The organism is Paractinoplanes pyxinae, from assembly GCF_026626335.1.
Taxonomy (GTDB): Bacteria; Actinomycetota; Actinomycetes; order Mycobacteriales; family Micromonosporaceae; genus Actinoplanes; species Actinoplanes pyxinae.
The window spans coordinates 129,622-154,939 of record NZ_JAPNTZ010000003.1 but is presented as its reverse complement, the minus strand read 5'-3'; the positions used below and the strand labels follow the sequence as shown (position 1 = coordinate 154,939).

Here is a 25,318-nt window from a genome sequence, read left to right as displayed (position 1 = left end):
GCGGCCTGGTGTCCACTCCGGACGGCGACGACTTAAGTCGTCCGGGACAGCGCGTCCCGCAGGCCGGCCCGGGAGGCGATGCCGAGCTTGGGGAAGATGCGGTACAGGTGGGCGCCGACCGTGCGGTGCGAGAGAAACAGGCGCTCGGCGATCTGCTTGTTGGTCAGCCCGGACGCGGCGAGCTGGGCGATCTGCAGCTCCTGGGCGGTCAGCTCGACCGGGCCGGCGGCGGGCGCGACCGCCTCGCGGTGCCCGGCCGCGCGCAACTCCTGCTGGGCGCGGGCCAGCCACGGCTCGGCGGCCATCGCGGCGAAACCGTCGCGGGCGGCCAGCAGGTGCCGGGCCGCCTCGGTCGGCGTCGCCTCGCGGCGGAGCCGTTCGCCCAGAATCAGCCGGGCCCGGGACGCCTCGAACAGCCAGCGGTCGTTCAGCGCGGCCTCCAGCCCGGAGATGTCGCCGCCGGTCAGGACCTCGGCGGTGGCCTGCAGCATCCGCATGCGCGGCGACAGCCGCTCGATGCCGGCGGCCCGCATCGCCTCGACGTGGGCCCGCGCCTCGGCCGGGCGGCCGCTGCGTATCGCCGCCTCGACCAGGTCGATCATCACCCAGGTGCAGTGCGGCGCGTACGGGGCCAGGACGCCGGGCGGGCTCATCGCGGCCGCGTGGCGGAAGGCGGCGCCGAAGTCGCCCTGCCCGGCGGCGGCCAGGGCGCGGGGGTGGTGGGCGAACAACGCCGCGGCGGCCACCCCGCGCGGCAGCGCCCAGTGGGTCATCTCGTCGGCCAGCCCGTACGCCTCGTCGAACCGGCCCCGGCCGGCGGCGATCACGGCCCGGTGGTAGCGGAAGTACCAGGCGAAGAACGGGAACCCGCCGCTGTCGCAGATGCGCTGCCCCTCCCCCGCCAGCTCCTCGGCTTCGTCCCACCGGCCGGAGAGGTAGTCGTCCAGGCACAGGTGCATGAGAGCGCCGAGGTGCCGCCGGGTCGCGCCGCCCGCCCGGCCCTGCTCGACCAGGCGCCACGACGACTCGCGACAGTCGCCCAGGCGGTCGAGATAGACCGAGGCCGTGCCGATCCGCATGATCCGGGTCGGGTCGGTCTCGGCGGCCAGCGAGGCCAGAACGGGCTCGATCAACGGCTGCGCCGAGACACCCGTACGCACGGGGTCGGGAAACGTGCGGGCGGCCAGCGCCAGCACGTCGGGCGGCTCGGGGCGCAGCCGGCCCATTGCTCGGTGGAAGGCCACCCAATAGTGCTCGGCACCGCCGTACCAACTCAGCAGCAGCAACGTGTTCATGGATTCGATGAGCGCCGGGTCGCCGGCCCGCCAGCCGTGGTCGCCGGCCTCGATGGCCCCGGCGACCAGACGGTGGGCGGTGTCGACGTCCCCGTCGCCGTTCAGCATCAGGAAGGCGGCCGCGTTGGCCGCGTGCAGCGAGCCCGGGCCGTCGCGCCGGGCGTCGTGCAGCAGGGCCGCCGCCTCGGCCGAACCGCTCGCCTCGGCGCCGATGTAGGCCGCCTCGGCCAGCCGCCGCCCGCGATCGGCACTGGTGGCGCTGAGTTCGGCCGCCCGGACGAGTGACGTGCTCGCGGCCAGCGCGTCGCCGCGGAGCATGACCCGGTGCGCCACCTCCTCCAGCAGCTGGGCCACCGATTCGTCGGGCCCGGTGGCGGCGGCCGACAGGTGCCAGGCCCGGCGTTCGGGGTCGCCGGCCAGCGCGGCGGCCAAGGCAAGGTGGGCGCCGCGACGCTCCTCGTGGGTCGACATCGCCACCACGGCCGAGCGGATCAGCGGATGCCGGAACGTCAGCCGGGCCGTGGCGTCGTCCACCCGCACCAGCTGGACGCGCTCGGCCGGCCCCAGATCGGTCAGGCCGGGCGGTCCGGCGGCGGCTCGCAGCACGCGTACGTCACCCGCGCCCTCGAACGTGGCCAGCAGCAGCAACCGGCGGGTGGCGTCGGGCAGCCCGGCCATGCGCGCGGCGAACATCGACTGCAGGCGGTCGCTCAGCGGCACGACCTCGCCGGCCGGGGTCGCGGACCGGGTCGCCGCGAGCAGGGTGGCCGGCAACTCCATCAACGCGAGCGGGTTGCCCTGGGCCAGGGTCAACAGCCTTCGCCGTACGGGCTCGGGCATCCCGGGATAGCTGACCTCGACGAGGCGGGCGGCCGCGTCGTCGTCGAGCGGGCCCACCACCGTCTCGTCCAGCCCGCGCCGGTCGAGGAAGCCCGCCGTGCCCGTACGGGCCGAAGCCAGCAGCCCGGCCGGGCTGCCCTCGAGACGCCGGGCCAGGAACCCGAGCACGACCGCGCTGGCCCGGTCGATCCACTGCAGATCGTCGACGACCAGGATCAGCGGTCTCTCCTCGGCCATCGTGCGGATCAGCAGCAGCACGGCGTTGCAGACCAGCAGCGGGTCGGGGGCGGCGCCGGGCCCGAAGCCGAGCGCCACCGACAACGCCTCGCGAGGCCCCGGAGGAAGATGCGCCAGATCGGCGTACGCGGGAAGCAGAAGTTGATTCAGCGCCGCGTAGCTGACGTCGGCCTCGTACTCGGATCCGGACGCCCGCAGCACGCGCAGCCCGTCGGCGATCGCCCGGTCGGCCACCGCCGCCAGCAACGACGACTTGCCGACGCCGGGCTCGCCGCAGATCAGCCGGACGGCGCCGGGAAGATGGGACAGCGCCGCCAGTTCAGCCTGTCGTCCGAAGAGTTCGATGGTGAGCCACCCTGAGATACCGGCAACCAGGAAGCAGCAAGCTACCCGCCGATTCGGCGGAAACGACGGCTGATGACCGCTTCGGGCAAGGAATCGCGAGTTTCCGGCAAGTCCTTGCCTCACGGCCGCGTGCGGGCCGATCATCGGGCGATGACGGCCGAGGTCACCACCGTGCTCGACGGATTCCAATTCACCGAGGCGCCCCGCTGGCACGAGGGGCGGCTCTGGTTCTCCGACTTCTACACGTCCGAGGTCAACTCCGTCCGCGCGGACGGCTCCGACCTCCGGCTCGAGGCGACGGTGGAGCAGCAGCCGTCCGGCCTCGGCTGGCTGCCCGACGGGCGGCTGCTGGTGGTCTCGATGCGCGACCGCCGGATCCTGCGCCGCGAGCCCGACGGCCGCCTGGTCACCCACGCCGACCTGAGCGGGCACGCGACCGGCCACCTGAACGACATGGCGGTCGACGACCAGGGCCGCGCCTACGTCGGCAACTTCGGTTTCGACCTGATGGGCGGGGAACCGCTCGCGCCGGCCGCGCTGCACCGGGCCGATCCCGACGGCACGGTCACCGAACTGGCCACCGACCTGTGGTTCCCCAACGCCATCGCGCTCACCCCCGGCGGCAGCGTGCTGGTCAACGAGACCTTCGGCAACCGGATCACCGCCTTCGACCTCGACGCCGGCGGCGGCCTGGTCAACCGGCGGGTGTGGGCCGAGTTCGGGCCGCTGCCGACCGACCTCAGCGTGGCCGGGGCGATCGCGCAGCTGGCCGTGGCCCCCGACGGCTCGTGCCTGGACGCCGAGGGCGGCCTGTGGGTGGCCGACGCCGTCGGCGGGCGGCTGATCCGGGTGGTCGAGGGCGGCGAGATCACCGACGAGGTGCGGCCGGGCACCAACGTCTACGCCTGCGCGCTGGGCGGCACGACCCTGTTCGCCTGCGCCGCCCCCGACTTCTACGAGCACGCGCGGCGGGCCGCGCACGAGGGCAGCGTGATCGCCGTACCCGTGCGAGTGCCGGCGGCGTGACACTTCTCCTACAAGATGTAGGATCGGTCGATGGCGGAGCTGATCGACCCCATCGGGATGTCTCTGCGGATCATCCTCGAATGTGAGGAGGAGGGGGTGCCCCCGATCGGGGCCCGCCTCGCCCAGCGGCTGGGCCGGTCGGCTCCGACCGTCAGCCGCATGATCGAGCGCATGACGCGTGACGGGCTGGTCGTCATCGACGCGCGGCGCCGCCTCGAGCTGACCGTCGCGGGCCGCCGCCGGGCCACCTCGGTGCTGCGCAAGCACCGCCTGGCCGAGGTGTTGCTGGTCCGCGAGCTGGGCGTGCCCTACGAGCAGGCGCACGCCGAGGCCGACCGGTTCCAGCACGCGCTGACCGACCGGGCCGAGTCCCTCCTGTACGACCGGCTCGGGCGGCCTGCGCTTTCGCCGTACGGCAATCCGATCCCCGGCCTGTCCGGACTCGGGGGTCCCCGCTCGTCGCGGCGCCGGCCGCGTGGCGAGCACCCGCTGGCCGACGCCGACCACCCGGGCCGGGCCGTGGTGACCCGCATCGCCGAATCGGCGCAGGAGGACGCGGAGCTGTTGAGCGCGCTGCGCGCCGGCCGCGACGTCGAGTTCCGGCCCGCCTCCGACGGCGTGCTGGTCACGGCGGCCGGCGCCGAGGTCCGCCTGCCCTACGCCGTGGCCCGCGGCATCCACGTCGTCGAGGCGGCCCGTCCGAGCGTCCGGAAGGCGGCTCGCACGGGCGTCTAAGCTGACGCCCGGGAGGTCGGAAGTGACGAAGGACGGGCGGCGGGCCCCGGGCAGCCTGGAGGCCGAGGTCATGGGCGTGCTCTGGTCGGCTCAGCGACCACTGACGGCGACCGAGGTGCAGCAAGCGCTCGGCGGCGGCCTGGCCTACAACACGGTGCAGACCATCCTGATCCGCCTGCACGAGAAAGACGTGCTCCGACGGCAGCGGGCCGGGCGCAGCCACGCGTACTGGCCGGCCGAGGACGCCGCCACCGCCGCCGCCTCCCGCATGCGGGCCGCCCTGTCCAACCGCCCCGACCGGCACGCCGTGCTGCGCCAGTTCGTCGCCTCACTCGACGAGGCCGACGCGGCCGAGCTGCGCCGGCTCCTCGCCGGCCTGGACGACTGACCTGGCTGCGCCGAGCGCGGCTGCTCGCGGGCCGGCACGGCTGATAGCTCTGCCGAGCGCGGTGGCGGCTGCAAAGCAGTTCGATCTAGCTCTGCCGAGCGCGGCGGCGGCTGCGGAGCAGTTCGACGGCGACCGGGAGCACCGAGATCACGACGATCGCGGCCAGGATCAGCTCGATGTTCGACTTCACGAAGGCGACCTGCCCCAGGAAGTAGCCGAGAATCGTGACGCCGCAGCCCCACACCGTGCCGCCGATCAGGTTGTAGGCCAGAAAGGTGCGGTAGCGCATGTGGCTGGCGCCGGCCACGATCGGCGTGAAGGTGCGCACGATGGGCACGAACCGGGCCAGGACGATCGAGCGGGCCCCGTACCTGGCGAAGAACTGCCGGGCCCGGGCCAGGTTCTCCTGCTTGAACAGCCGGGAGTCGGGCCGCCTGAACAACGAGGGACCGAACCGCCGCCCGAACGCGTACCCGAACTGGTCGCCGGCCACCGCCGCGACCGCGACCAGCAGGCAGAGCAGCCACAGCGGCTGCCGCAGGTAGCGCCCGTCGGCCACGAGCAGGCCCGCCGTGAACAACAACGAGTCGCCCGGCAGGAAGAACCCGATCAGCAGCCCCGACTCGGCGAACACGAGGACCAGGATCCCGATCAGGCCGAACGTCGAGATCAACCACTCCGGCTGCAGGAACGAGGGCACATCTGAAACCTACACGCTGTAGGTCTACGACAGCCGGATCGGGTTGACGATGTCGGCGGTGATGGTCAGGGCCATGACCAGGCCGCCCAGCACGACGAGGGCCATGGTGACGGGGAACAGCCGCGTGAAGTCGACCGGGCCGCCGGCGGGGCGGCCGCGCAGGCGGCGGGCCAGGTCGCGGACGCTCTCGAACCAGACCACCGCGATGTGGGCGCCGTCGAGGGGCAGCAGCGGCAGCAGGTTGAAGACGGCCATGAACAGGTTGAGGCTGACCAGTAGCAGCAGGAACGTACCCCACAGGCCGCGCTCGACCGCTTCGCCGCCGAGACGGCTGGCGCCGACCATGCTGATCGGGGTGTCCGGGTCGCGCTCGCCGCCGATCGCCTTGACCACGGCGGGAATGCGCTCGGGGAAGGCGGCCAGCTGGCTCACCGTGCCCGAGATCAGTTCGCCGGTGAATGCGGCCGTCGCCCCGGTCGCGGCCACCGCGTCGTACCGGAAGGAGGCGGGCGGCGGCACCGGGGTGGCGCCCATCATGCCGATCGCGCCGGCGGGCTGGGACACGCTGGCGACGTCGACCGTGAGGGTGAGCGTTTCGTTGCCGCGGCGCACGGTCAGCGTGGTTGGGCCCTCGGCCGCTTGCACGGCCGTGAGCACGTCGCGCCAGAGCGGTGTCGGGGATCCGGCCACGGCTTCGATCCGGTCGCCCGCGCGCAGTCCGGCCTCGGCCGCCGGGCAGACCGCGCCGACGCAGGTGGTGCTCGCGACGACCGGCTCGGTGACCGGCCTGAGGTTCGGCAGGCCCGTGGTCACCGCCATCGCGTACAGGATCGCGACCGCGAGCACGACGTGCATGACCGGACCGGCGACCATCACCGTGGTGCGCTTCCAGGCCGGGTAGCGCCACATCGCGCGCGGCTGTTCGTCCGGGGTCAGCTCGTCGAGGCTGGTCAGGCCCGCGATGTCGCAGAAGCCGCCGATGGGCAGCGCCTTGAGGCCGTACTCGGTCTCGCCGCGGCGGAACGAGAACACCGTGGGGCCGCGCCCGACGAAGAAGCGGCGCACCTTCATGCCGAAGGCCCGCGCGGCCAGCATGTGGCCCGCCTCGTGCCACGCGAGCGAGAGGCAGATGCCGAGCAGAAAGAGCACGAATCCGGCGGCGTAGGGCAGCACGTGCGGATACTACCGGAACGTTTATTGACAGTTTTACATGTATGAATCTAGCGTGACATCGTTGTCACCGGCCCGCGTCGAACGGCAGGTCACGCCATGCTTCGTTGGTTCGCCACCCTCCTGCTGACCGCCGGCCTGGGCGTCGCGGTCGCCACCCCCGCGGCCGCCGCCCCGGGCGACTTCGTGACCGGCTTCGAGGCCGGCGACGCCCAGCCGACCTGGCAGAACAGCGTCGAGAGCAGTTCCGGCATCGGCGGCTACTGCTGCGGGCTGAGCGGCATGGAGAGCGCGCCCCGCAACGAGACCGCGCACGGTGGGTCGTCCGCGCTCATGTACTCCGGCAACGACGCGAGCACGACCACCTCGTACTCGTACAACCGGGTTTTCGATGTCGATCTGCCGGTGACGGCGGCGACCACACTTTCGTACTGGGTTTATCCACAGTCGGGCGGGCATCTGGACGTCGCGGTCGATCTGGTGTTCACCGACGGCAGCCGGCTCCGCGATTCCGGCGCCGTCGACCAGAACGGCGTCCGCGTGCACCCGGCCTTCCAGGGCAACGGCTCGGTTCTCGGCTTCGACCGGTGGAACTTCGTCACCTCGTCGATCGGCCAATGGGTGGCGGGCAAGACGGTCGACCGCATTCTGATCGGCTACGACCAGCCGGCCAACACGGGCACTTTCCGGGGCTATTTCGACGACCTGGCGATCACCAGCGAAGCGCCCGCCGCGCGCCTGTCCGACCTCGTGGACACCCGGCGCGGCTCCAATTCCGACGTGAGCTATTCGCGGGGCAACACCTTCCCCGGCTCGACGGTGCCCAACGGCTTCAACTTCTGGACGCCGATCACCAACGGCAACAGCGACGGCTGGCTCTACCAGTACAACTCGAGCACCGTTCAGGGCTTCGGCGTCAGCCACGAACCCAGCCCGTGGATCGGCGACTACGGGCAGCTGCAGGTGATGCCGATGACCGGCTCGGTGAAGACGACGCCGGACGCGCGCAAATCCACCTTCAGCCACAGCAACGAGGTGGCCAAGGCACACTACTACAAGACCCAGCTCGACACGTACGGCATCACGGCCGAGATGACGCCGACCGACCACGCCGGCGTCATGCGGTTCAAATATCCGGCCGCCGCCGAATCGGTCATCGTGTTCGACACCATCGACAAGGTGGGCGGCTCGATAACGGTCAACAGCGGCGCCCGTACGATCACCGGCTACCTCGACCACAAGGGCCCCCGCCTGTATTTCTCGGCGACCGTCGACAAGGCCATCGCGGCCACCGGAAACGTCAGCGGGCAGGGCGTCACGAGCTGGATCCGCTTCGCCACCACGGCCGGCGAACAGGTCACGCTGAAGCTCGCGACCTCGTACATCAGCGTCGCGCAGGCCACCGCCAACCTCGCGCAAGAGGTCGGGTCAAAAGCGTTCGACACCGTACGCGAGGAGAGCGCGGCACTGTGGGACTCGACGCTCGGCAAGGTGCGGCTCGAAGGCGCCTCCACCGATCGGCTGGTCACCTTCTACTCGAACATGTATCGGGCCTTCATGTACCCGAACAACATGTCCGAGATGGTGGGCGGGGTGCGTAAGTACTTCAGCCCGTACGACAACACCGTGCACGACGGGCAGATGTACGTGAACAACGGCTTCTGGGACACAGCCAGGGCGGTGTGGCCGCTTTACACGCTGCTCACTCCCACGCGTACGGGGGAAATGCTCGATGGTTTTGTCAATGCCTACAAGAACGGGGGCTGGACGCCGCGGTGGTCCGGCCCCGGCTACATCGACATCATGGTCGGCACCAACCAGGATCTGGCCTTCGCCGACGCGTACGTGAAGGGGGTGCGCAACTTCGACCACAAGGCGGCGTACGCGTCGATGGTGAAGAACGCGGCGGTGTACTCGTCGTCGGGTTCGAAGGGCCGCAAGGGAATCGAAGTGTCGACGTTCAAGCGGTACGTGCCGACCGACGTTCGTGGTGAGGCGGCCTCGTGGACGCTCGAGGACGCCAACAACAACTTCGGCATCGCGCAATTGGGGCGGGCGCTCGGATTCACCGAGGACGCCGCCTATTTCGAGAACCGGGCGCTCGACTACGCGAACCTGTACTCGGCGTCGACCGGGTTCTTCCGCGGCAAGACGTCGTCCGGCGCCTGGCGGACGGCCGATTCCGCCTTCCGGCCCAACGAATGGGGCTACGAGTTCACCGAAGGCGCGCCCTGGCATTACGCGACTCCGGCACCGCAAGACCCGCAAGGCATGGCCAATCTGTATGGCGGCCGCGCGCAACTGTCGGCGAAAATCGACTCCGTCTTCGCCGCTTCGCGCGACTACCTGCCCGGCTCGTACGGCGGTGTCATCCACGAGATGCGCGAGGCCTACGACACGAACATGGGCCAGTACGCGCACCCGAACGAGCCGATCCACCACATGCTCTACATGTACAACTACGCGGGAACGCCGGCGAAGACGCAGACGCGGGTGCGCGATGTGCTCACTAAGTTGTACGGCTCCGGGGCCGGCAACGGCGGCGGCTATCTCGGCGACGAGGACAACGGCCAGATGTCGGCCTGGTACGTCTTCAGTGCGCTCGGCTTCTACCCGGCCCGCATGGGCAGCACCGACTACACGATCGGCGCGCCCCTGCACCCGTCGGCCACGGTGACACTGGAGAACGACCGCACCTTCACGGTTTCGGCGCCCGGGGTGAGCGACACGAACAGATACATCCAGAGCGCGACGCTCAACGGCGTCCCCTACACGAAGAACTACCTCACCCACGCCGACCTGCAGGCGGGCGGAACGCTCAGCTTCGTGATGGGCCCCAACCCGTCCACGTGGGGCACCGGCGCCAACGACGTGCCGCCGTCACTGACCACGGGAAGCGCCGCCCCGCGCCCCTTGGCCGACAAAGCCACCGGCGGCACCGTGACGGCCAGCGGCGAGAACCCGCCCAACGAAACCGCCGCCAAACTGGTCGACGACACGTCCCTGACGAAGTGGCTGACGTTCGCCGGCACCGCCACCCTCGAATACCGCCTGCCCGCGGCCGCAGCGGTCAAGCAGTACACGCTCACCTCAGCCGAGGACGCCCCCGAACGAGACCCGCGCAGCTGGACGTTGCAAGGCTCCAACGACGGCGCCACCTGGACGACGGTGGACTCGCGCTCGAACCTGGACTTCGCGGACCGCCGCCAGACTCGAGCTTTCGTCATCCCGAACACGACGGCGTATTCGCGTTACCGCCTGCAGATAACCGCCAACCACGGCGCCACCGCCACCCAACTAGCCGAGTGGGAGCTGCTCGCCTGACCCCACCAGGCCGCCTCATGTTGACGAACGCATGTACATGTTGACGACGCTGTACATATTGATACACACAATCAACATGTACACATGAGGGCCGTCCGCTCATCAATGGGTGTAGGGCTCCAGGCACCCGAACTCGGGGCTCGTGCCCGTGACCTCGACCAGCACGCGTTCGGGGCGGACGTCGCCGATCACGCAGCCGGCCTCGGGAAAACGCACTTCGAACACGGCTCCCGGCGGCTGCCGCATCTCGCTGACGCCCACGTCGTCGGGCCGTAAGCCCAGGTCGAGCAGGGCCTTCCGGGCGGACGCGGGCTGGAAGTCGCCGGCTTCACGCAACGCCGCCAACTTGGGCCGGATGTGCGCCGCCAAGGCATCCCCAGCACGCTTCTCCTCGGCGGTGAGGTCGTGCCGCTCTTTCCAGCCGTTGTTCTCAGCCTGATGAGGCGCCCCGTCTCCCGGTGGCCCGGCCGCATCGCCGGCCTCATCCGGCGGGACCGATGCCGTAACGACCGGCGCCGACGCGCTCGCCGACGGAAGCGGCGCCGCGTCCCCGTCGCCTGCACCCGGCCGAGCGCAACCGAGCGCCAGCAGCCCCAGCACAGCCGCCGTCATCCATCCATAGCGAGACCACGTCCGCATCGCCGAAGCGTAGGCCAGCAGCGCAAAGTTCCGGCGCTTCGCTTCGCTACGGTCACCGGCACCGGCACCGGCACCGGCACCGGCACCGGCACCGGCGGACTGTTCAGGGCCGAGGTGGCGCTGACAGGTCATTGGTCAACCGCCGTGCGGCGGGTTGTGAACTAGATCGACGAAAGGCGATGCCGGGCCGGCGACCGGAAGCGGACGGCCGCCGTACACACTCGCTGATGCCACACCACCTCGCCTCGCGCACTCGCCCTGCGTCCGACCACGGCTACGCAGCCACCCGCCAACCCAGTTCGCAGCCTGAGGACTCGCGGCGGCCAACGCGCATCTCGTTCCGTGGTGGCGGAGCGGGCAGTGACGTTGTGGTAGCCATCGGGCACCGCGGGGCGGGCAGTAACGTTGGTGGCCATCGCGCAATGCGTCCCGTGACAACGAAGCGGGCACGGAAACCCCGGTGGCCATCGCGCATCGCGTTCCGTGACGGCGGAGCGGGCACGGAAACTCGCGGTGGCTATCGGGCATCGCGTCACGTGACGGCGGAGCGGGCAATGACGTTGTGATAGCCATCGGGCACCGCGTCTCCTGACGGCGGAGCGGGCAAAGCTGTCGTGGTGGACATCGGGCATCGCGCCCGTGATGGCGGAGCGGACGGTGGCTTCGCGCCACTCGCGCTACGGTTCGCGGGCACGATCCGTTAGGGCGGCGCGGTTGGGCAGGGCCGCTTCGGAGCTGGGGCGGAAGTGGGGGTCAGGCATGGGCGGCGCGGGGACGGGCGGTTACGGGGGCGCCAAGCGGTGGAACGGGCCGTCCGGGCAGGCTTGGGTTCAGCTGCAGGCGGTCATGGACGGGATGTACCGGCCGATCGAGCAGGTCATCGTGGACGCGGTGGATCCGGCTCGGCGGAGCGTGCTGGACGTGGGATGCGGCACGGGCGGCACCACCGTTGCCGTGGCGGGGAAGCTTGGGCCCGAGGCCCGGGTTTGCGGCGTGGACATCTCGGAGTCGATGGTCGAGGCGGCTAGAGGCCGCGGCTCCGACGTCGAGTTCATTCAGGCCGACGTCCAGGAATACGAGTGGCCGCCCGGGTCGTTCGATGCGATTGTCTCGCGCTTCGGGGTGATGTTCTTCGATGACCCCGTACGCGCGTTCGGCCGCCTGCATCAGGCCGCCACCACGGACGCCGGGCTGGTCTTCGTCGCCTGGCGTGGCATTGAGCAGAACCCGTTCATGACGACCGCCGAGCGGGCCGCCGCTCCCCTGCTGCCGGAGCTGCCGCCCCGCCGGTTGGACGGGCCCGGCCAGTTCGCCTTCGCCGACGCCGACAAGGTGCACCGCATCCTGGATGATGCCGGCTGGAACGAGATCTCCATCGAGGCGGCCGACATCGAGTGCGCCTTCCCCGAGGACGAGCTGGTCGGCTACTTCACCCGGCTGGGGCCGGTCGGGCTGGCCCTGCCCGACGTGGACGACAACGTCCGCGCCAAGGTCGTCGAGGCCGCTCGCCCGGCGTTCGACCCGTTCGTCCACGGTGCCGAGGTCCGGTTCACCGCCGCGTGCTGGCTAGTTCGGGCCGCCCGGTAGAGACGGCAAGGGGCCGGTGGTTCCGCGCACGACGACCTGGGTCGGCAGGACCACGTGAGGGGCGGCCGGTTCGCCCTCCTGCAGGATCCCGTGGACGAGCTGGCCGGCCACCAGACCCTGTTCGGTGACGGGCTGGCGGACCGTGGTGAGGTCGAACATGTCGGCCAGGTGGTGGTCGTCTATCCCGACCACCGACATCGTGTGCGGCACGGCCACGCCGGCCCGGCGCAGGGTTCGCAGGGCCCCGAAGGCCACCTCGTCCGAGAACGCGACCACCCCGGTCGGGGGCTCGGGCAGACTGAGCAGCTCGCTCATGCCCTCGACGCCGCCGTGGCTGCCCCAATGGCGGTTCACGACCATGGAAGCCGGAAGACCGGCCTCCTCGAGCACGGTCGTGAAGCCCTTCAGGCGGGCGCTGGGGGCGGCGTACTCGAGGCTCCACGTGCCGGTTGAGTTGATCATCGCGATGCGGGTGTGGCCGGCCCGGACCAGCTGGGCGGTGGCCTGGCGGCCGGCCTCGACGTCGTCGATGCGGACGTGCGGGTGGTCGCCGAGCGTGCCGCCGGCCATGACCACGGTGACGCCCATCAGGTCGAGGCGGCGGCGCTCGTCGTCACTGATCGGCAGGGCGACCAGGATGAGGGCGTCGACCTGGCGGCGGGCCGGCAGCTCCTCGAAGAAGCGGCGGCGCTCGCGCTCCTCTTTGACCTCGTAGAGCAGCACGTCGAGGTCGGTGCCGCGCAGGCCGGTGACGATGCCGTCCAGCATGGACGCGTAGAACCAGTGGGCCACGTCGGGCGTCACCACGGCCACGCGGCCGCTGGAGCCCCGGGCCAGCCGGGCCGCGTCGGGCGAGACGGCGTACGAGAGGTCGTCGGCCAGCATCCTGATCTTGCGCCGGGTCTCTTCGGAGACGCCGGAGGCGCCGCTCAGCGCGCGCGAGACCGTCGCGATCGAGACGCCGGCCCGTTCGGCCAGGTCGGTCATGTTCAACGCCACCGGTCGCTTCGCCACGGTCATCACCGTAGAGCACGTAAACGCTTACGTCACCACCTTCGCCGAGTAAAGCGGCACAAACATATTGACGGTTGACAGCGGAGGTGACGTGTTTCACTCTCGTTTCGTAAACGCTTACGTGAGCCCAGTACGCAGCACGCCGGTGATCCACACCCACAGAGGAGTCCCGATGAGATCCCGTCTGCTCGCCCTCATAGCCCTGACCGCCCTGCTCCCCACCGCCGCTTGCTCCGGTGGCGACGGCGGCAAAGGCGGTGAAGAGAACCAAAACGAAGCGAAGCCGAGCGCATCGGCGGGCGCGAACGCCCAACTGGTCATCTGGACCTCGGAGGCGGCCAGCCGCGCGGTCACCCCGATCGCCCAGAAGTTCGGCCAGGAGAACGGCATCACCGTCGACGTGCAGGTGATCGCGGCCGACCTCGCCGCCACCGCCATCACCGCCAACCAGGCCGGCAACGGGCCCGACATCCTGACCTTGCCCAACGACTTCCTCGGCGGCGCGCTGCAGAACGGCACGATCAAGCCGCTCTCGCTCGGGGCTGCGGACCTGAACGCGTACGAGAAAAGCGCTGTCGCCTCGGTCAGCCGCAACGGACAGGTCTGGGCCTTGCCGTACGGGATGGAGAATTTGGTCCTCTACCGCAACACCAAGGCCGCACCGGACGCCCCGGCGACCGTCGAAGAGCTGGTGAGCACGGGTCAGGCGGCGGTCAAGAAGGGCACGGTCAAGCGGGCGCTCTCGCTGCCGGTCGGGCAGGAGGGCGACGCGTACCACATGCACCCGTTCTTCACCTCGGCCGGCGGATCGCTGTTCGCGATGGACGCGAGCGGCCAGTACGACACCACGAAGGTCGGCATCGGCACGCCGGAATCCATCGCGGCGGCGAAGAAGATCGCGGCGCTGGGCGAGAAGGGCTCGAAGGTGCTGTCCCGCTCGATCGACGGCTCCAACGCGATCGCGCAGTTCACCGAGGGCAACGCGGCCTACCTGATCTCGGGCCCGTGGGCGCTGGCCGACATTCGCAAATCCAAAATTCCGTACGACATCACGCCCGTCCCGCCGTTCCGGGGTGGCCAGCCGGCCGCGCCCTTCCTCGGCGTGCAGGCGTTCTGGATGCTGTCGAACGCGAAGAACCCGGCCTTCGCCGAGGAGTTCGTGACCCGGGCGATGAACACGCCCGAAGCGATGACGGCCATGTACGAGCAGGACCCGCGCCCGCCCGTCCGCAGCGACGTGCTCGCCGCCGTGAGTGCCAAGGACGCCGACATGGGCAAGCTCGCGGCCGGCGCCAAGAACGCGACACTGCTGCCCGACTTCCCGTTCATGGCCGGCGTGTGGCCGCCGCTGGGCCAGGCCTACGCCATCATCGTGGGCGGCGCCGATCCCGCGTCCACCATGACCAAGACCGGCAAGACGATCGAGAACGCGGTCCGGGCCAAGTGATCCGGATCCTCTGCCTGGGGATCGCTGTCGGCACCGCGGCGGCGCTCACCCCCGGTCTGGCGGCCGGCCGGCACTTCGTGGTGCTGGCCGTCGCCTGGATCGTCGTCGCGGTGCTGCTGGTCACCTACGCCACCCGCCGGGCGCTGGTGGCCAAGTACCTGGTGCCGGGCACTCTCCTGCTCGTCCTGTTCACTGTCGCGCCGGTGCTGGCCACCGTGCAGATGTCGACCACCAACTACGGCGACGGCACCCGGTCGACCAAGGAGCAGACGGTCGCGCGCATCGTGGCCAACTCGGTCGTCCAGGCGCCGGATTCGCCCACGTTCAACCTGTCGGTCGCGACCACGAGCGACGGCGAATTCATGTTCTTCCTGGTTGACCGCGCCACCAATCACGCGTACGCCGGAAATGAGCAAGGTCTGAAGGAGCTGAGCCAGGAGGCGGCCACGGTCACCAAGGGATTCGTCACGGCCGCGCCGGGCTACACCTTCCTGACACCGGCGCAGGTCAACGAGGCCGGCCCGCGGCTGAAGGAGTTCGCGGTCCCCACCGCGGACGGCGCGATCCGTCAGCGCGGGCTGCGCGAGGCGTTCGAGGGACGAACGACGCTGCGCTACGAGAAGCCGGCGGACACGATCGTCGACCAGCGAACACAAACGCGCTATACCGTGCAACGCCAGGGCGACCGCGAGTACTTCGCCGACAGCACCGGGCAGCGCCTGTCCGAGCAGTCCTGGCGCGCGAGCGTCGGGCTCGAGAACTACCGGCGCGCGTTCACCGATTCGCGCATCCTCGGCGGCTTCCTGCGCATCTTCGGCTGGACGGTCGTGTTCGCGGCGGGCTCGGTGCTGCTCACCTTCGCCGTCGGGCTGGCGCTGGCCGTGATGCTCAACGACCCGCGCGTACGGGGTCAGAAGTGGTACCGCTCGATCCTGCTGCTGCCGTACGCGATCCCGGGGTTCATCAGCATCCTGGTCTGGTCCGGCTTCTTCAACCAGGAGTTCGGGCTGATCAACAGCCTGACCGGCCTGCACGTCGACTGGTTGGGCGACCCGTTCTGGGCCAAGGCGGCGCTGCTGCTGCTCAACCTGTGGCTCGGTTTCCCGTACATGTTCCTCGTGGCCACCGGCGCCCTGCAAGCCATTCCGGGCGAGCTCAAGGAAGCCGCGACCATCGACGGCGCCGGCGGGTTCACCGCCTTCCGCAAGATCACGCTGCCCTTGCTGCTGGTGGCCGTGGGGCCGATCCTGGTGGCGTCGTTCGCGTTCAACTTCAACAACTTCAACGTGGTCGAACTGCTCACCCACGGCGGCCCGTTCACGCCGGACAACCCGGACGCGGGCGCCACCGACATCCTGATCAGCTACACCGTACGGCTCGCGTTCGGCGCGGGCGGCGCGCAGTTCGGCTTCGCGGCGGCCATCGCCACCCTGCTCTTCGTCATCACCGGGGTGCTCGCCGCGGCCCAGTTCCGGGCCACCCGCAGTCTCGAGGAGGTGCACTGACTTGACGATCCGTTGGTGGCGTGAGGTCGGCTGGCGGCATGTCGGCGGCCTGGTCGCCGTGATTTTCGCCGTCGTCCCGGTGCTGTACGTCGTGTCGGCCGCATTCAATCCGCTGGGCACCGTGGTCTCGACCGACGTCGTGCCGACCCAGTTCAGCCTCGTGCACTTCCGCTCGCTGTTCGAGGACCCGGCCCGGCCGTTCCCGCGGTGGCTGCTCAACACGGTTGTCGTGTGCGCCGCGGTGACGGTCGTGCAGGTCTTCTCGAGCGCGATGGCCGCGTACGCGTTCTCCCGTTTCCGCTTCCGCGGCCGTCGCAGCGGTCTGCTCACGCTGCTCCTGATTCAGATGTTCCCGCAGTTCCTGGCCGTGATCGCGCTGTTCACGATGGTCACCGAGCTCGGCGAGGCGCTGCCCGCGCTGGGGCTCAACACCATCGCGGGCTACAGCTTGGTGCTGATGGGCAGCGCGCTGGCCCAGGTTTGGCTGATCAAGGGCTACTTCGACACCATCCCCCGCCAGCTCGACGAGGCGGCCGTGGTGGACGGCGCGAGCCAAGCCACGGTGTTCTTCCGGATCCTGTTGCCGCTGGCCCGGCCTATCCTGGCCGTCACCGGGCTGCTCGCCTTCGTCGGCGTGATCGGCGAGTTCCTGCTGGCCTCGATCTTCCTGACCGACACCGACTCCAAGACCCTGGCCGTCGGCCTGTACGGGATCATCGAGTCGGACCGGTCGAACAACCTGGGCGTCTTCGCGGCGGGCGCGCTGATGACCGCGTTGCCCGTGGTGCTGCTCTTCCAGTACCTGCAGAGGTACATCGTCGGCGGGCTCACGGCCGGGTCGGTGAAGGACTGATGCGGCCGGTGGCCGATCCGGCGGCGGTCGTTCGCGGCGAGCGCTACCGCATCACGGTGCTCACTGAAGGCCTAGTGCGCCTGGAATACGCCGAGGACGGTGTCTTCGAGGACCGGGCGTCCACGTTCGCGGTCAACCGGCAGCTGCCGGTTCCGGCGTTCCAGGTGTTCGAGAACGACGACCATCTGGAAGTCGTCACGTCACGGTTCCGGCTCACGTACGACCGGGGACCGTTCACCACCAGCGGCCTCAGCCTGGCCGTGGGCGGCGGGATCAGCACCTACCACTCGGTCTGGCGCTACGGGCAGGCGCCGGAAGACCTCGGCGGCACGGCCCGCACGCTCGACAACGCCGACGGCGCGATTCCGCTCGAACCCGGGGTCGTCTCGCGTACGGGATTCGCGGTAATTGACGATTCCCGCTCGTTCCTGTTCACCGACGACGGCTGGGTGAGCGCGGACAACGTCAACCGCGTCGACCTGTACGTGTTCGCGTACGGCCACGACTACGCGGAAGCGCTGAAAGCGTTCTATGCGGTCTCCGGGCCGCAACCCGTGGTGCCCCGATGGGCGCTCGGCAACTGGTGGAGCCGGTTCCACGCCTACAGCGACGAGTCGTACCTGGCCCTGCTCGACCGGTTCCGCGACGAGGGGCTGCCGTTCTCGGTGGGCGTCATCGACATGGACTGGCACCTGACCGACGTGGACCCCCGCTACGGCAGCGGCTGGACCGGGTACACCTGGAACCGCGACCTGTTTTCCGAGCCCGCTTCCTTCTTGAAGCAGGTGCACGACCGGGGGCTGCGCGTCACGCTCAATGTGCATCCGGCGGACGGGGTGCGCGCGTACGAGGACGCCTACCCCGCCATGGCGGCCGCCCTCGACCGTGACCCGTCGAGCGGCGAGCCGATCGCCTTCGACGTCACCGACCGGCGCTTCCTGACCGCCTACTTCGAGGTGCTGCACCGCGGACTGGAGGCCGACGGCGTCGACTTCTGGTGGCTGGACTGGCAGTCCGGCCCGCACTCGCGGGTGGCCGGCATCGACCCGCTGTGGATGCTCAACCACTTCCACTTCCTCGACAACGGGGCGCTGACCTTCTCCCGGTACGCCGGGCCGGGCAGCCACCGCTACCCGGTGGGCTTCTCGGGCGACGCCGTGATCTCGTGGGCCTCGCTCGCCTTCCAGCCCCACTTCACGGCGACGGCGGCCAACATCGGGTACGGCTGGTGGAGTCACGACATCGGCGGGCACCTGGACGGCGTCCGTGACGACGAGCTGGCCACCCGGTGGCTGCAGTTCGGCTGCTTCTCACCGATCCTGCGGCTGCACTCGACCCGGAACCCGTTCATCCACAAGGAGCCGTGGGCGTTCCCGTCCCCGGCCCGCGAGGTGATGGCGGACTTCCTGCGGCTGCGGCACCGGCTCGTGCCGTACCTGCACACCATGAATCACCGCGACGGCCTGCCGCTGGTGCTGCCCATGTACTACCGCGCCCCCACGACCGAGGCGGCCTACGAGGTCCCGAACCAGTACCAGTTCGGCTCCTCGCTGGTCGTCGCGGCCATCACCACGCCCGCCGACCGCCGTACGGGCCTGGGCCGGGTCAAGGCCTGGCTGCCCGAGGGGACGTGGGTCGACGTGCTGACCGATCTGGCCTACGACGGCGGCCGGTCCCTGTACCTGCACCGCGACCTGAGCACGATCCCCGTGCTGGCGCCGAGTGGGGCGATCGTGCCCCTGGACGGACAGGCCGTGCCCGGCAACGACCCGGTCGAGCCGGACCACCTCGAGGTGCTGGTCGTGGCGGGCGCCGACGGCACGTTCGATCTGATCGAGGACTCGGGCGTGACGCCGCTGCGCTGGCACCAGGAGGAAGGCGTCCTGGAAGTCGGTCCGGGGCCGCTCGGGCGCAGTTGGACAACCACCTTTCCGGCACTCACCGGCGTCGATCCGGTGGCGACCGTGGACGACCTGCCAGTCCCGGCCGAGATCGACCGGGGTGCGACTCGAACATCGATTACGGTACGAGACGTGCCTGCTACGGCCATGTTACGAATCTCCGTCGGCGCCCGGCCCGGCCTGCGGCGCAACGACGTCACCGCGTTGGTCTACGCCCTGCTGGACAGGGCGCAGATCGAGTACCGGACCAAGACCCGGGTGCTCGAGGCCGTCGAGTCGGCCCGGCCCCTGACGGTCCTGCAGTCCTTCGACCTGGACGACAACCTGCTCACCGCCCTTGGCGAACTTCTGCTCTCCCAGGAGAACTGATGCGAAAACATCTTGCCGTCATCCTCGCGGCCGTCCTGGCCGGCGGGGTGATCAGTGCGCCCGCCGCCGCGTCCGGGGGCGGGCTGCCCGGCCGGCACTCGCTGCGGGCCCCGGTCACCGACGAGAACTTCTACTTCGTCATGGCCGACCGCTTCGACAACGGCAGCACGGCCAACGACCAGGGCGGCCTCGGCGCCGACCCGCTCGTGTCCGGCTTCGACCCGACGAAGAAGGGCTTCTACAACGGCGGCGACCTGGCCGGGTTGCTGCGCCGCATCGACTACATCAAGGGCCTGGGCACCACCTCGATCTGGCTGACGCCCAGCTTCAAGAACAAGGCCGTGCAGCTCGAGGACGGCCCGTCGGCCGGCTACCACGGCTACTGGATCACCGACTTCACCCAGATCGACCCCCACCTGGGCACGAATGCCGAGCTCAAGACGCTGATCGACGCGGCCCACCAGCGCGGCATGAAGGTCTACTTCGACATCATCACCAACCACACCGCCGACGTGATCGGCTACGAGTCGGGGGCCCGTCAGCCGTACGTGTCGAAGGACGTCTCGCCGTACAAGACCGCCGCCGGGAAACCGTTCGACGACCGGGACTACGCCGGCAAGCCGACGTTCCCGCCGCTCGACCCGGCTACCTCGTTCCCGTACAAGCCCGTTCTCGACCCGGCCGAGAAGAACCTGAAGGTGCCGGCCTGGCTGAACGACACCACGCTCTACCACAACCGGGGCGACACGACGTTCGTCGGCGAGAACTCGCTCTACGGCGACTTCTTCGGCCTCGACGACCTGTTCACCGAGCACCCCCGGGTCGTCAACGGCATGATCGACGTCTACGAGAAGTGGATCGCCGACTTCGGCGTCGACGGCTTCCGGATCGACACCATGAAGCACGTCAACGACGAGTTCTGGCAGAAGTTCGGGCCGCAGGTGCTCTCGTTCGCCCGTAAGCACGGCAAGCCCGAGTTCTTCATGTTCGGCGAGGTCTTCGACACCTCGAAGAGCTTCACCTCGCAGTTCACCACCCGCAACAAGATGCAGGCGGTGCTCGACTTCCCGTTCCAGGAGGCGGCTCGCAACTACGCCTCGAAGGGACAGTCGGCGGCCGCGCTGGGCCAGTTCTTCGCGGGCGACGACTGGTACACCGACGCCGACTCGAACGTCTACCAGCTGCCGACGTTCCTCGGCAACCACGACATGGGCCGCATCGGCAGCTTCGTGCAGGCCGACAACCCGGGCGCCGGGGACGACGTCTGGCTGGCCCGCGACCGGCTCGCGCACGAGCTGATGTACCTCTCGCGCGGCAACCCGGTCATCTACTACGGCGACGAGCAAGGCTTCACCGGCCCGGGCGGCGACCAGGACGCGCGCCAGACCATGTTCGCCAGCCGGGTGCCCGAATACCTCGACGACGATCTGATCGGCACCGCGGCCACGCACGGCCAGGACAACTTCGTTTCCAACCATCCCCTGTACGCGGGGATCTCCGGCCTGGCCCGGCTGACCGCCCAGCACCCGACCCTGCGCGACGGCGCCCACCAGCACCGCTACGCCTCCGACGGGCCGGGAATCTACGCGTTCTCCCGCACCGACCAGCGCGAGTATGTGGTGGCGCTGAACAACAGCACGTCGGCGCAGACGGCCGCCGTTCCGACCTACCTCTCGGGCGGAAAGTTCGAGCGGGTGTACGGCACCGGTCCGTCCACGGTGACGTCGGCCTCGGACCGCCGGCTGACGGTCACCGTGCCGGCGCTGTCCACTGTCGTCTACGCGTCGAAGAGCCGGGTTCCGGCGTCCAAGGCGGCGCCGGCCGTGTCCCTGGCCGCGCCGGCGCCCTCGGTCGAGTCGCGTGGCCGCATGCAGGTCAGCGCGAACATCGGCGGGTCGTCCTTCAACCAGGTCACCTTCTATGCCCGTACGGGCCATGGGGGCTGGACCTCGATCGGCACCGACGACAACGCGCCCTACCGGGTGTTCCACGACGTCTCCGGGCTGCGGGCCGGCACCTCGGTGGAGTACAAGGCCGTGGTTCTGGACAACGCCGGGCACAGCCGCACCAGCGCGTCCCGCTCGGCCAAGGTACCGCCGCCGGCGCTGACCATCGAGGCGCCGGCCGAGGGGGCCAACGTGCGCGGGCAGGTCGAGGTGCGGGCGGTCGCCGACCCGGAGCGGGCCAGCCACGTGGTGCGGTTCGAGCGCAGCGTGGCCGGCGGCGCATGGACCACGATCGGCCGGGATTCGTCGTCGCCCGCGTACACGGTGTTCGACGATCTGTCGTCGCTGAACCTGGCCGCGGGCACGCAGATCCGCTATCGGGCCGTGCTCAGCGACCCGCATGTGGTGAGCGCGGTTCGTACGGTCCGGTACGCCGGTCCGCCGCAGGCGGTGGCCACGGTGCACTACTTCCGGCCGGCCGGGGACTACACGGGCTGGGGCCTGCACCTGTGGGGTGACGCCGTCGATCCCGCGGTGCTGGCCCAGATCGCCTGGGACAAGCCGTGGCCCGCGACCGGCGTGGAGGGTGGCTGGGCGACGTACGAAATCCCGCTCGTCGACGACACCAAACCGGTCAACTTCATCATGCATCTGCCCAACGGCGACGCCGTGCCGACGACCCGCGAACCGGGCGGGGACCGGGCGTTCACCCCGATCGACAACCCGCAGATCTGGCTGAAGCAGGGCGACGCCACGATTTATACGTCGGCTCCCCCGACCAGCTGATTCCGCCTAAGGGGCGGGCGCGGACAAATGTGCGCGCTCGCCCTGGGCGCCGAACAGCGTCAGTAACTCGGCCGGCTGGGCGCCGGCGCTTCCGATCCAATGCGGCGTACGGGTGTCGAACTCGGCGGCCTCGCCCGGGCCCAGCTCGAACTCGCGCTCGCCCTCGCCTTTACCGAGTCGCAAGCGCACGTGGCCGTTCAGCACGTAGAACCATTCGTACCCGTCGTGGCTCTGCATTTTCTGGGTCGCCGCCTTTCCGGCCGGTGGGTAGACCACCTTGTAGGCCTGCACGCCGCCGGGCCGCCGGGTCAGCGGAACGATCGTCAGCCCGAACCGGCGTATCGGCTTCAGATGGATGCGCGGGTCGCCGGTGGGCGGGGCCGCGACCAGATCGTCGAGCGGCACCCCGTGCGCCCGGGCCAACGGCAGCAGTTGCTCCAGTGTCGGCCGGAGCTTGCCGTTCTCGAGCCGCGACAGCGTGCTCGCGGTCAGCCCGGTCTCGGCGGCCAGCTCGGCCAGCGTGGCTTTACTTGCCCGCCGCAACTCCCGCAGCCGCGTACCCACGTTGGCCAGCACATCTTCTTCAGCGCCCATGCCCTCAGCATGCGGATCCGCAATTTTTCTTGCAACCTCGGAACGACGGCGGCGACGCTGGCTCCATGATCGCTGAACAATTCTGGGAGAAGCAGTACCGCACCCGCCGGACGTGGGGCGGACGCGCGAACCCCCTGCTCGTCGAGGTGGCAACCCCGCTCACTCCCGGCGCCGCCCTCGACCTGGGCTGCGGCGCCGGCGGCGACGCCCTCTGGCTGGCCCGGCACGGCTGGCAGGTCACCGCCGTGGACGTCTCGCCCACCGCCGTCGAGCAGGTGCGAGCGCAGGCTCCTTCAATCACCGCCGAGCAGCACGACCTCGCGGTGAGCTTCCCGGCCGGCGAGTTCGACCTGATCTCGGCCCAGTACTTCCAGACCCCGCTCCCCCTCGACCGCGCCCAGGTGTTCCGCACGGCCGCCCACGCCCTGCGCCCCGGCGGCCGGCTGCTCGTTGTCGACCACGGCTCCACCGCCCCCTGGTCATGGAACCAGGACCCCGACGCGCACTACCCCACGCCCACCGAGGTGGCCGCCGGCATCGGCCTCGATCCCGCCGACTTCCCGGTGATACGAGCCGACATGCCTCAACGCCGAGCCACCGGCCCCGACGGCCAGACCGCCACAGTCACCGACAACGTCCTGCTGATCCAGCGAGCCGCCGCATGAGCGACCTCCTGAACGTCCTCGACCAGCTGCGCGAGTCGATCGCCGGCAAGGCCACCGGAGTCCCCGAACCCCAGGTCCGCACCGCCGGCGTCCCCTCCGGCACCAGCCTGCTCGGCCTGATCAAACACCTGACCCACGTCGAGCGCTTCTACTTCCAGAGCCGCCCGATAACCAGCATGAAGCGCACCTTCAAACCCACCCGCACCGAAACCGCCGACGACATCCTGGCCGCCTACCGAGAAGCCGTCCGCGAGTCGAACGAGGTCATCGCCCAATACACCGATCTGAGCCGGCCCGCCCCCAGCCCCGGCGGCCGGGGCGCAACCCCCACCATGCAGTGGACCCTCATCCACATGATCGAGGAAACGGCCCGCCACGCCGGCCAAGCCGACATCCTCCGAGAGCAGATAGACGGCGCCACCGGCCGCTGATTCCCGTCTCCCTAAGTAGATTCAATCTACGCACCTGATCACCGGTGGGCTGCCGGGCATCGTGCTGCGCCGGCCATCGGGTACCCCGGCCGACGACCATTTGCGTGACCAGTGCGCCGATCCAGCTTCACCGCTGTTCATCGTGCCCGAGCAGTCACTGGCTTCGGAGTTTCCCAACCCCGATGTCGCCCGGCGCGTCGTCGAAGCGGTCGGCGAGCTGGCGCGGGCGAGCCGTCGAACCCTTGATCCGCACGTCGCTGGAGGAGGCCGCGCTCAGCGGGTCGCTGCCTTGGCCGAAAGCACAGTCCGTGGGCGGCTGGTGGAACCGGCAGTTCAACCCCGAGATCGACCTGATCGGCGCCGACCGGGCACCCATCGCCGCACGGATCTACTTCTGTGGGTCGCTGAAGTGGCTGGGCGCGCCCTTCGACAATCATGACCTGCACGAGCTGCGGGAAGGCGCCCGGCAGGTTCCCGGCTTCGACCCGTCGAGCACCGGGCTGCTTGCCGTCAGCCGTTCCGGCACCACCCTGCCGGCCGGCAGCGTCGACTTGGTCTGGGGTCCCGACGATGTCGTGGCGGCCTGGCCGCGCTGATCAGCGGGCGGCGACGGCCTGGCGGTGGGCCTCGCTGCCCTCGCGGTAGAAGAGGTAGCCGCCGTGGTGGAGGACGTCGCCTTCGAAGCGGCCGTCGGCGGTGAAGCCGCTGTCGTCCCAGTAGTCGATGTGGGCGCCCTTGACCTCGTAGCGGCCGGTGTAGGCGCTCGACCGGGCGCCGCGAGCCTCGTCGTAGCGGCCGCCGGGCAGTAGCTCCTGGCGGATGTGGTTGTCGGCGGTGACCCACATTCCCACGTACGGGTGTTCGTCCGGCGGCGCCGTGCGGCAGGCGGCCAGTACACCCGTGGCGGCCAGCAGCAACGACGTGATCAGAAGTTTGCGCATGAGCCCCAACGTAGGTTCTCTCGCACGCGCCATTCAGGGTGCGTCACACCCACCCTCCGCTTCGCCTTGACAGTGTCAAGCAGTCGATGCAGACTGGTGCTTGACAGTGTCAAGGAGGCCTTATCCTGTATCACGCCATCGTGAAGCGCATTGCCGTCCGGAACTTCCAGCGGGTCACCGACCACGACTACGAGGCGCTGCTGCAGGACTGCGCGCCCGACATCCACCACCGCTTCGGCGGCTCCCACGCGCTGGGCGGCGAGCGCCACGACCGCGAGGCCCTGAGCCGCTGGTTCGAGCGTCTGGGCCGCATCTCGCCGACCCTCCGGCTGACCGTCGAGGACGTCTGGGTCAAGGGCGGCCCGGCCCGCACCACCGTGATCATCCGATGGTCGGCCACGCAGCAGATGCCCGACGATTCCCCGTACGTCAACCACGGCGTGCACGTCGTCGTGATGCGCTGGGGCAAGGTCGTGTCGATCGACGCCAACGAGGACTCGCAGGCGGTCGACGCGGCGCTGCGGGTTCTGGCCGCGCACGGTGTCGAGGAAGCGCTCGCCGCGCCGATCGTGAGCTGACC

Annotated in this window: 21 protein-coding genes; 14 read left to right on the top strand and 7 right to left on the bottom strand. The window is 70.0% G+C overall.

All coding sequences use genetic code 11. The features are described 5' to 3' along the window. Positions 1-32 precede the first annotated feature (32 nt). Positions 33-2,861, bottom strand: a complete 2,829-nt coding sequence (locus OWR29_RS08800; protein ID WP_267562070.1) for an ATP-binding protein — start codon at positions 2,859-2,861, stop codon at positions 33-35. Between the two features lie 6 nt (positions 2,862-2,867). Here OWR29_RS08800 and OWR29_RS08795 point away from each other — a divergent pair, with 6 nt between their 5' ends. Genes OWR29_RS08795 through OWR29_RS08785 form a run of 3 tightly spaced genes read left to right on the top strand, consistent with a single transcriptional unit; the run spans position 2,868 to position 4,866 of the window. Beyond that, complete coding sequence (locus OWR29_RS08795) at positions 2,868-3,743, top strand: SMP-30/gluconolactonase/LRE family protein (RefSeq protein ID WP_267562068.1); 876 nt, start codon at positions 2,868-2,870, stop codon at positions 3,741-3,743. Between the two features lie 30 nt (positions 3,744-3,773). Next, on the top strand, positions 3,774-4,478 hold the full coding sequence (locus OWR29_RS08790; protein ID WP_267562066.1) for a metal-dependent transcriptional regulator: 705 nt from the start codon (positions 3,774-3,776) through the stop codon (positions 4,476-4,478). Positions 4,479-4,500: 22 nt separating this feature from the next. Continuing rightward, a complete protein-coding gene (locus tag OWR29_RS08785) occupies positions 4,501-4,866 on the top strand; it encodes a BlaI/MecI/CopY family transcriptional regulator (protein WP_267562065.1) in 366 nt (121 codons plus the stop codon). A gap of 85 nt (positions 4,867-4,951) precedes the next feature. Here the strand turns inward: OWR29_RS08785 and OWR29_RS08780 are convergent, their stop codons facing one another. Both OWR29_RS08780 and OWR29_RS08775 read right to left on the bottom strand, forming a co-directional pair. Next, the gene (locus tag OWR29_RS08780; RefSeq protein ID WP_267562064.1) at positions 4,952-5,566 is read right to left on the bottom strand and encodes a DedA family protein; all 615 of its coding nucleotides are present in this window, start codon (positions 5,564-5,566) and stop codon (positions 4,952-4,954) included. Positions 5,567-5,590: 24 nt separating this feature from the next. Further along, complete coding sequence (locus tag OWR29_RS08775; RefSeq protein ID WP_267562589.1) at positions 5,591-6,736, bottom strand: M50 family metallopeptidase; 1,146 nt, start codon at positions 6,734-6,736, stop codon at positions 5,591-5,593. A gap of 99 nt (positions 6,737-6,835) precedes the next feature. Between OWR29_RS08775 and OWR29_RS08770 the strand changes: the two genes are divergently transcribed. Beyond that, positions 6,836-10,060 carry a GH92 family glycosyl hydrolase gene (locus OWR29_RS08770; protein ID WP_267562063.1) on the top strand — a complete coding sequence of 1,075 codons (3,225 nt, stop codon included), beginning with the start codon at positions 6,836-6,838 and terminating at the stop codon, positions 10,058-10,060. 102 nt (positions 10,061-10,162) lie between these two features. Here the strand turns inward: OWR29_RS08770 and OWR29_RS08765 are convergent, their stop codons facing one another. Beyond that, on the bottom strand, positions 10,163-10,831 hold the full coding sequence (locus OWR29_RS08765) for a hypothetical protein (protein WP_267562062.1): 669 nt from the start codon (positions 10,829-10,831) through the stop codon (positions 10,163-10,165). 627 nt (positions 10,832-11,458) lie between these two features. Here OWR29_RS08765 and OWR29_RS08760 point away from each other — a divergent pair. Then, positions 11,459-12,286: a class I SAM-dependent methyltransferase gene (locus OWR29_RS08760; protein WP_267562061.1), complete on the top strand. Its 828-nt coding sequence runs from the start codon at positions 11,459-11,461 to the stop codon at positions 12,284-12,286. Here OWR29_RS08760 and OWR29_RS08755 read toward each other — a convergent pair. Further along, the gene (locus tag OWR29_RS08755) at positions 12,266-13,300 is read right to left on the bottom strand and encodes a LacI family DNA-binding transcriptional regulator (RefSeq protein ID WP_267562060.1); all 1,035 of its coding nucleotides are present in this window, start codon (positions 13,298-13,300) and stop codon (positions 12,266-12,268) included. The genes OWR29_RS08760 and OWR29_RS08755 overlap by 21 nt on opposite strands. A 172-nt stretch (positions 13,301-13,472) precedes the next feature. On the opposite strand from OWR29_RS08755, the gene OWR29_RS08750 reads away from it, so the two are divergent. From OWR29_RS08750 to OWR29_RS08730, 5 genes are read left to right on the top strand one after another with little or no spacing between them, the layout of a single operon-like run. Beyond that, positions 13,473-14,747, top strand: coding sequence for a sugar ABC transporter substrate-binding protein (locus OWR29_RS08750; RefSeq protein ID WP_267562059.1), 1,275 nt, complete (start codon positions 13,473-13,475; stop codon positions 14,745-14,747). Further along, positions 14,744-16,252: an ABC transporter permease subunit gene (locus tag OWR29_RS08745; protein WP_267562058.1), complete on the top strand. Its 1,509-nt coding sequence runs from the start codon at positions 14,744-14,746 to the stop codon at positions 16,250-16,252. The genes OWR29_RS08750 and OWR29_RS08745 overlap by 4 nt, the downstream gene beginning before the upstream one ends. Before the next feature lies 1 nt (position 16,253). Then, positions 16,254-17,105 (top strand): sugar ABC transporter permease, encoded by an 852-nt coding sequence (locus OWR29_RS08740; RefSeq protein ID WP_267562057.1) that lies wholly within the window; start codon positions 16,254-16,256, stop codon positions 17,103-17,105. After that, on the top strand, positions 17,105-19,375 hold the full coding sequence (locus tag OWR29_RS08735) for a glycoside hydrolase family 31 protein (protein WP_267562056.1): 2,271 nt from the start codon (positions 17,105-17,107) through the stop codon (positions 19,373-19,375). Before OWR29_RS08740 ends, OWR29_RS08735 begins: the two co-directional genes overlap by 1 nt. Beyond that, positions 19,375-22,107, top strand: coding sequence for an alpha-amylase family glycosyl hydrolase (locus OWR29_RS08730; protein WP_267562054.1), 2,733 nt, complete (start codon positions 19,375-19,377; stop codon positions 22,105-22,107). The genes OWR29_RS08735 and OWR29_RS08730 overlap by 1 nt, the downstream gene beginning before the upstream one ends. 6 nt (positions 22,108-22,113) lie before the next feature. On the opposite strand, the gene OWR29_RS08725 is transcribed toward OWR29_RS08730, so the two are convergent. Further along, positions 22,114-22,701 (bottom strand): helix-turn-helix domain-containing protein, encoded by a 588-nt coding sequence (locus tag OWR29_RS08725; RefSeq protein WP_267562053.1) that lies wholly within the window; start codon positions 22,699-22,701, stop codon positions 22,114-22,116. 65 nt (positions 22,702-22,766) lie between these two features. On the opposite strand from OWR29_RS08725, the gene OWR29_RS08720 reads away from it, so the two are divergent. The 3 genes from OWR29_RS08720 to OWR29_RS08710 all read left to right on the top strand — a co-directional run bounded on the left by OWR29_RS08720 (position 22,767) and on the right by OWR29_RS08710 (position 24,393). Beyond that, a complete protein-coding gene (locus OWR29_RS08720) occupies positions 22,767-23,366 on the top strand; it encodes a class I SAM-dependent methyltransferase (RefSeq protein ID WP_267562052.1) in 600 nt (199 codons plus the stop codon). Continuing rightward, the gene (locus OWR29_RS08715) at positions 23,363-23,797 is read left to right on the top strand and encodes a DinB family protein (RefSeq protein ID WP_267562051.1); all 435 of its coding nucleotides are present in this window, start codon (positions 23,363-23,365) and stop codon (positions 23,795-23,797) included. Before OWR29_RS08720 ends, OWR29_RS08715 begins: the two co-directional genes overlap by 4 nt. Positions 23,798-24,105: 308 nt before the next feature. Further along, the gene (locus tag OWR29_RS08710; protein ID WP_267562050.1) at positions 24,106-24,393 is read left to right on the top strand and encodes a hypothetical protein; all 288 of its coding nucleotides are present in this window, start codon (positions 24,106-24,108) and stop codon (positions 24,391-24,393) included. On the opposite strand, the gene OWR29_RS08705 is transcribed toward OWR29_RS08710, so the two are convergent. Next, positions 24,394-24,738, bottom strand: a complete 345-nt coding sequence (locus tag OWR29_RS08705; protein WP_267562049.1) for an Atu4866 domain-containing protein — start codon at positions 24,736-24,738, stop codon at positions 24,394-24,396. A 140-nt stretch (positions 24,739-24,878) separates the two neighbouring features. Here OWR29_RS08705 and OWR29_RS08700 point away from each other — a divergent pair, with 140 nt between their 5' ends. After that, entirely contained in the window at positions 24,879-25,316 is a 438-nt protein-coding gene (locus OWR29_RS08700; protein ID WP_267562048.1) for a nuclear transport factor 2 family protein, read from the top strand. Positions 25,317-25,318 lie beyond the last annotated feature (2 nt).

Excerpts from the sequence above, each read along its gene's own strand:
- OWR29_RS08750 (WP_267562059.1), top strand. The coding sequence starts at position 13,473 with ATGAGATCCCGTCTGCTCGCCCTCATAGCCCTGACCGCCCTGCTCCCC.
- OWR29_RS08760 (WP_267562061.1), top strand. The coding sequence starts at position 11,459 with ATGGGCGGCGCGGGGACGGGCGGTTACGGGGGCGCCAAGCGGTGGAAC.
- OWR29_RS08770 (WP_267562063.1), top strand. The coding sequence starts at position 6,836 with ATGCTTCGTTGGTTCGCCACCCTCCTGCTGACCGCCGGCCTGGGCGTC.
- OWR29_RS08715 (WP_267562051.1), top strand. The coding sequence starts at position 23,363 with ATGAGCGACCTCCTGAACGTCCTCGACCAGCTGCGCGAGTCGATCGCC.
- OWR29_RS08795 (WP_267562068.1), top strand. The coding sequence starts at position 2,868 with ATGACGGCCGAGGTCACCACCGTGCTCGACGGATTCCAATTCACCGAG.
- OWR29_RS08705 (WP_267562049.1), bottom strand. The coding sequence starts at position 24,738 with ATGCGCAAACTTCTGATCACGTCGTTGCTGCTGGCCGCCACGGGTGTA.
- OWR29_RS08735 (WP_267562056.1), top strand. The coding sequence starts at position 17,105 with ATGCGGCCGGTGGCCGATCCGGCGGCGGTCGTTCGCGGCGAGCGCTAC.
- OWR29_RS08730 (WP_267562054.1), top strand. The coding sequence starts at position 19,375 with ATGCGAAAACATCTTGCCGTCATCCTCGCGGCCGTCCTGGCCGGCGGG.
- OWR29_RS08765 (WP_267562062.1), bottom strand. The coding sequence starts at position 10,831 with ATGACCTGTCAGCGCCACCTCGGCCCTGAACAGTCCGCCGGTGCCGGT.
- OWR29_RS08790 (WP_267562066.1), top strand. The coding sequence starts at position 3,774 with ATGGCGGAGCTGATCGACCCCATCGGGATGTCTCTGCGGATCATCCTC.
- OWR29_RS08720 (WP_267562052.1), top strand. The coding sequence starts at position 22,767 with ATGATCGCTGAACAATTCTGGGAGAAGCAGTACCGCACCCGCCGGACG.
- OWR29_RS08725 (WP_267562053.1), bottom strand. The coding sequence starts at position 22,701 with ATGGGCGCTGAAGAAGATGTGCTGGCCAACGTGGGTACGCGGCTGCGG.
- OWR29_RS08800 (WP_267562070.1), bottom strand. The coding sequence starts at position 2,861 with ATGATCGGCCCGCACGCGGCCGTGAGGCAAGGACTTGCCGGAAACTCG.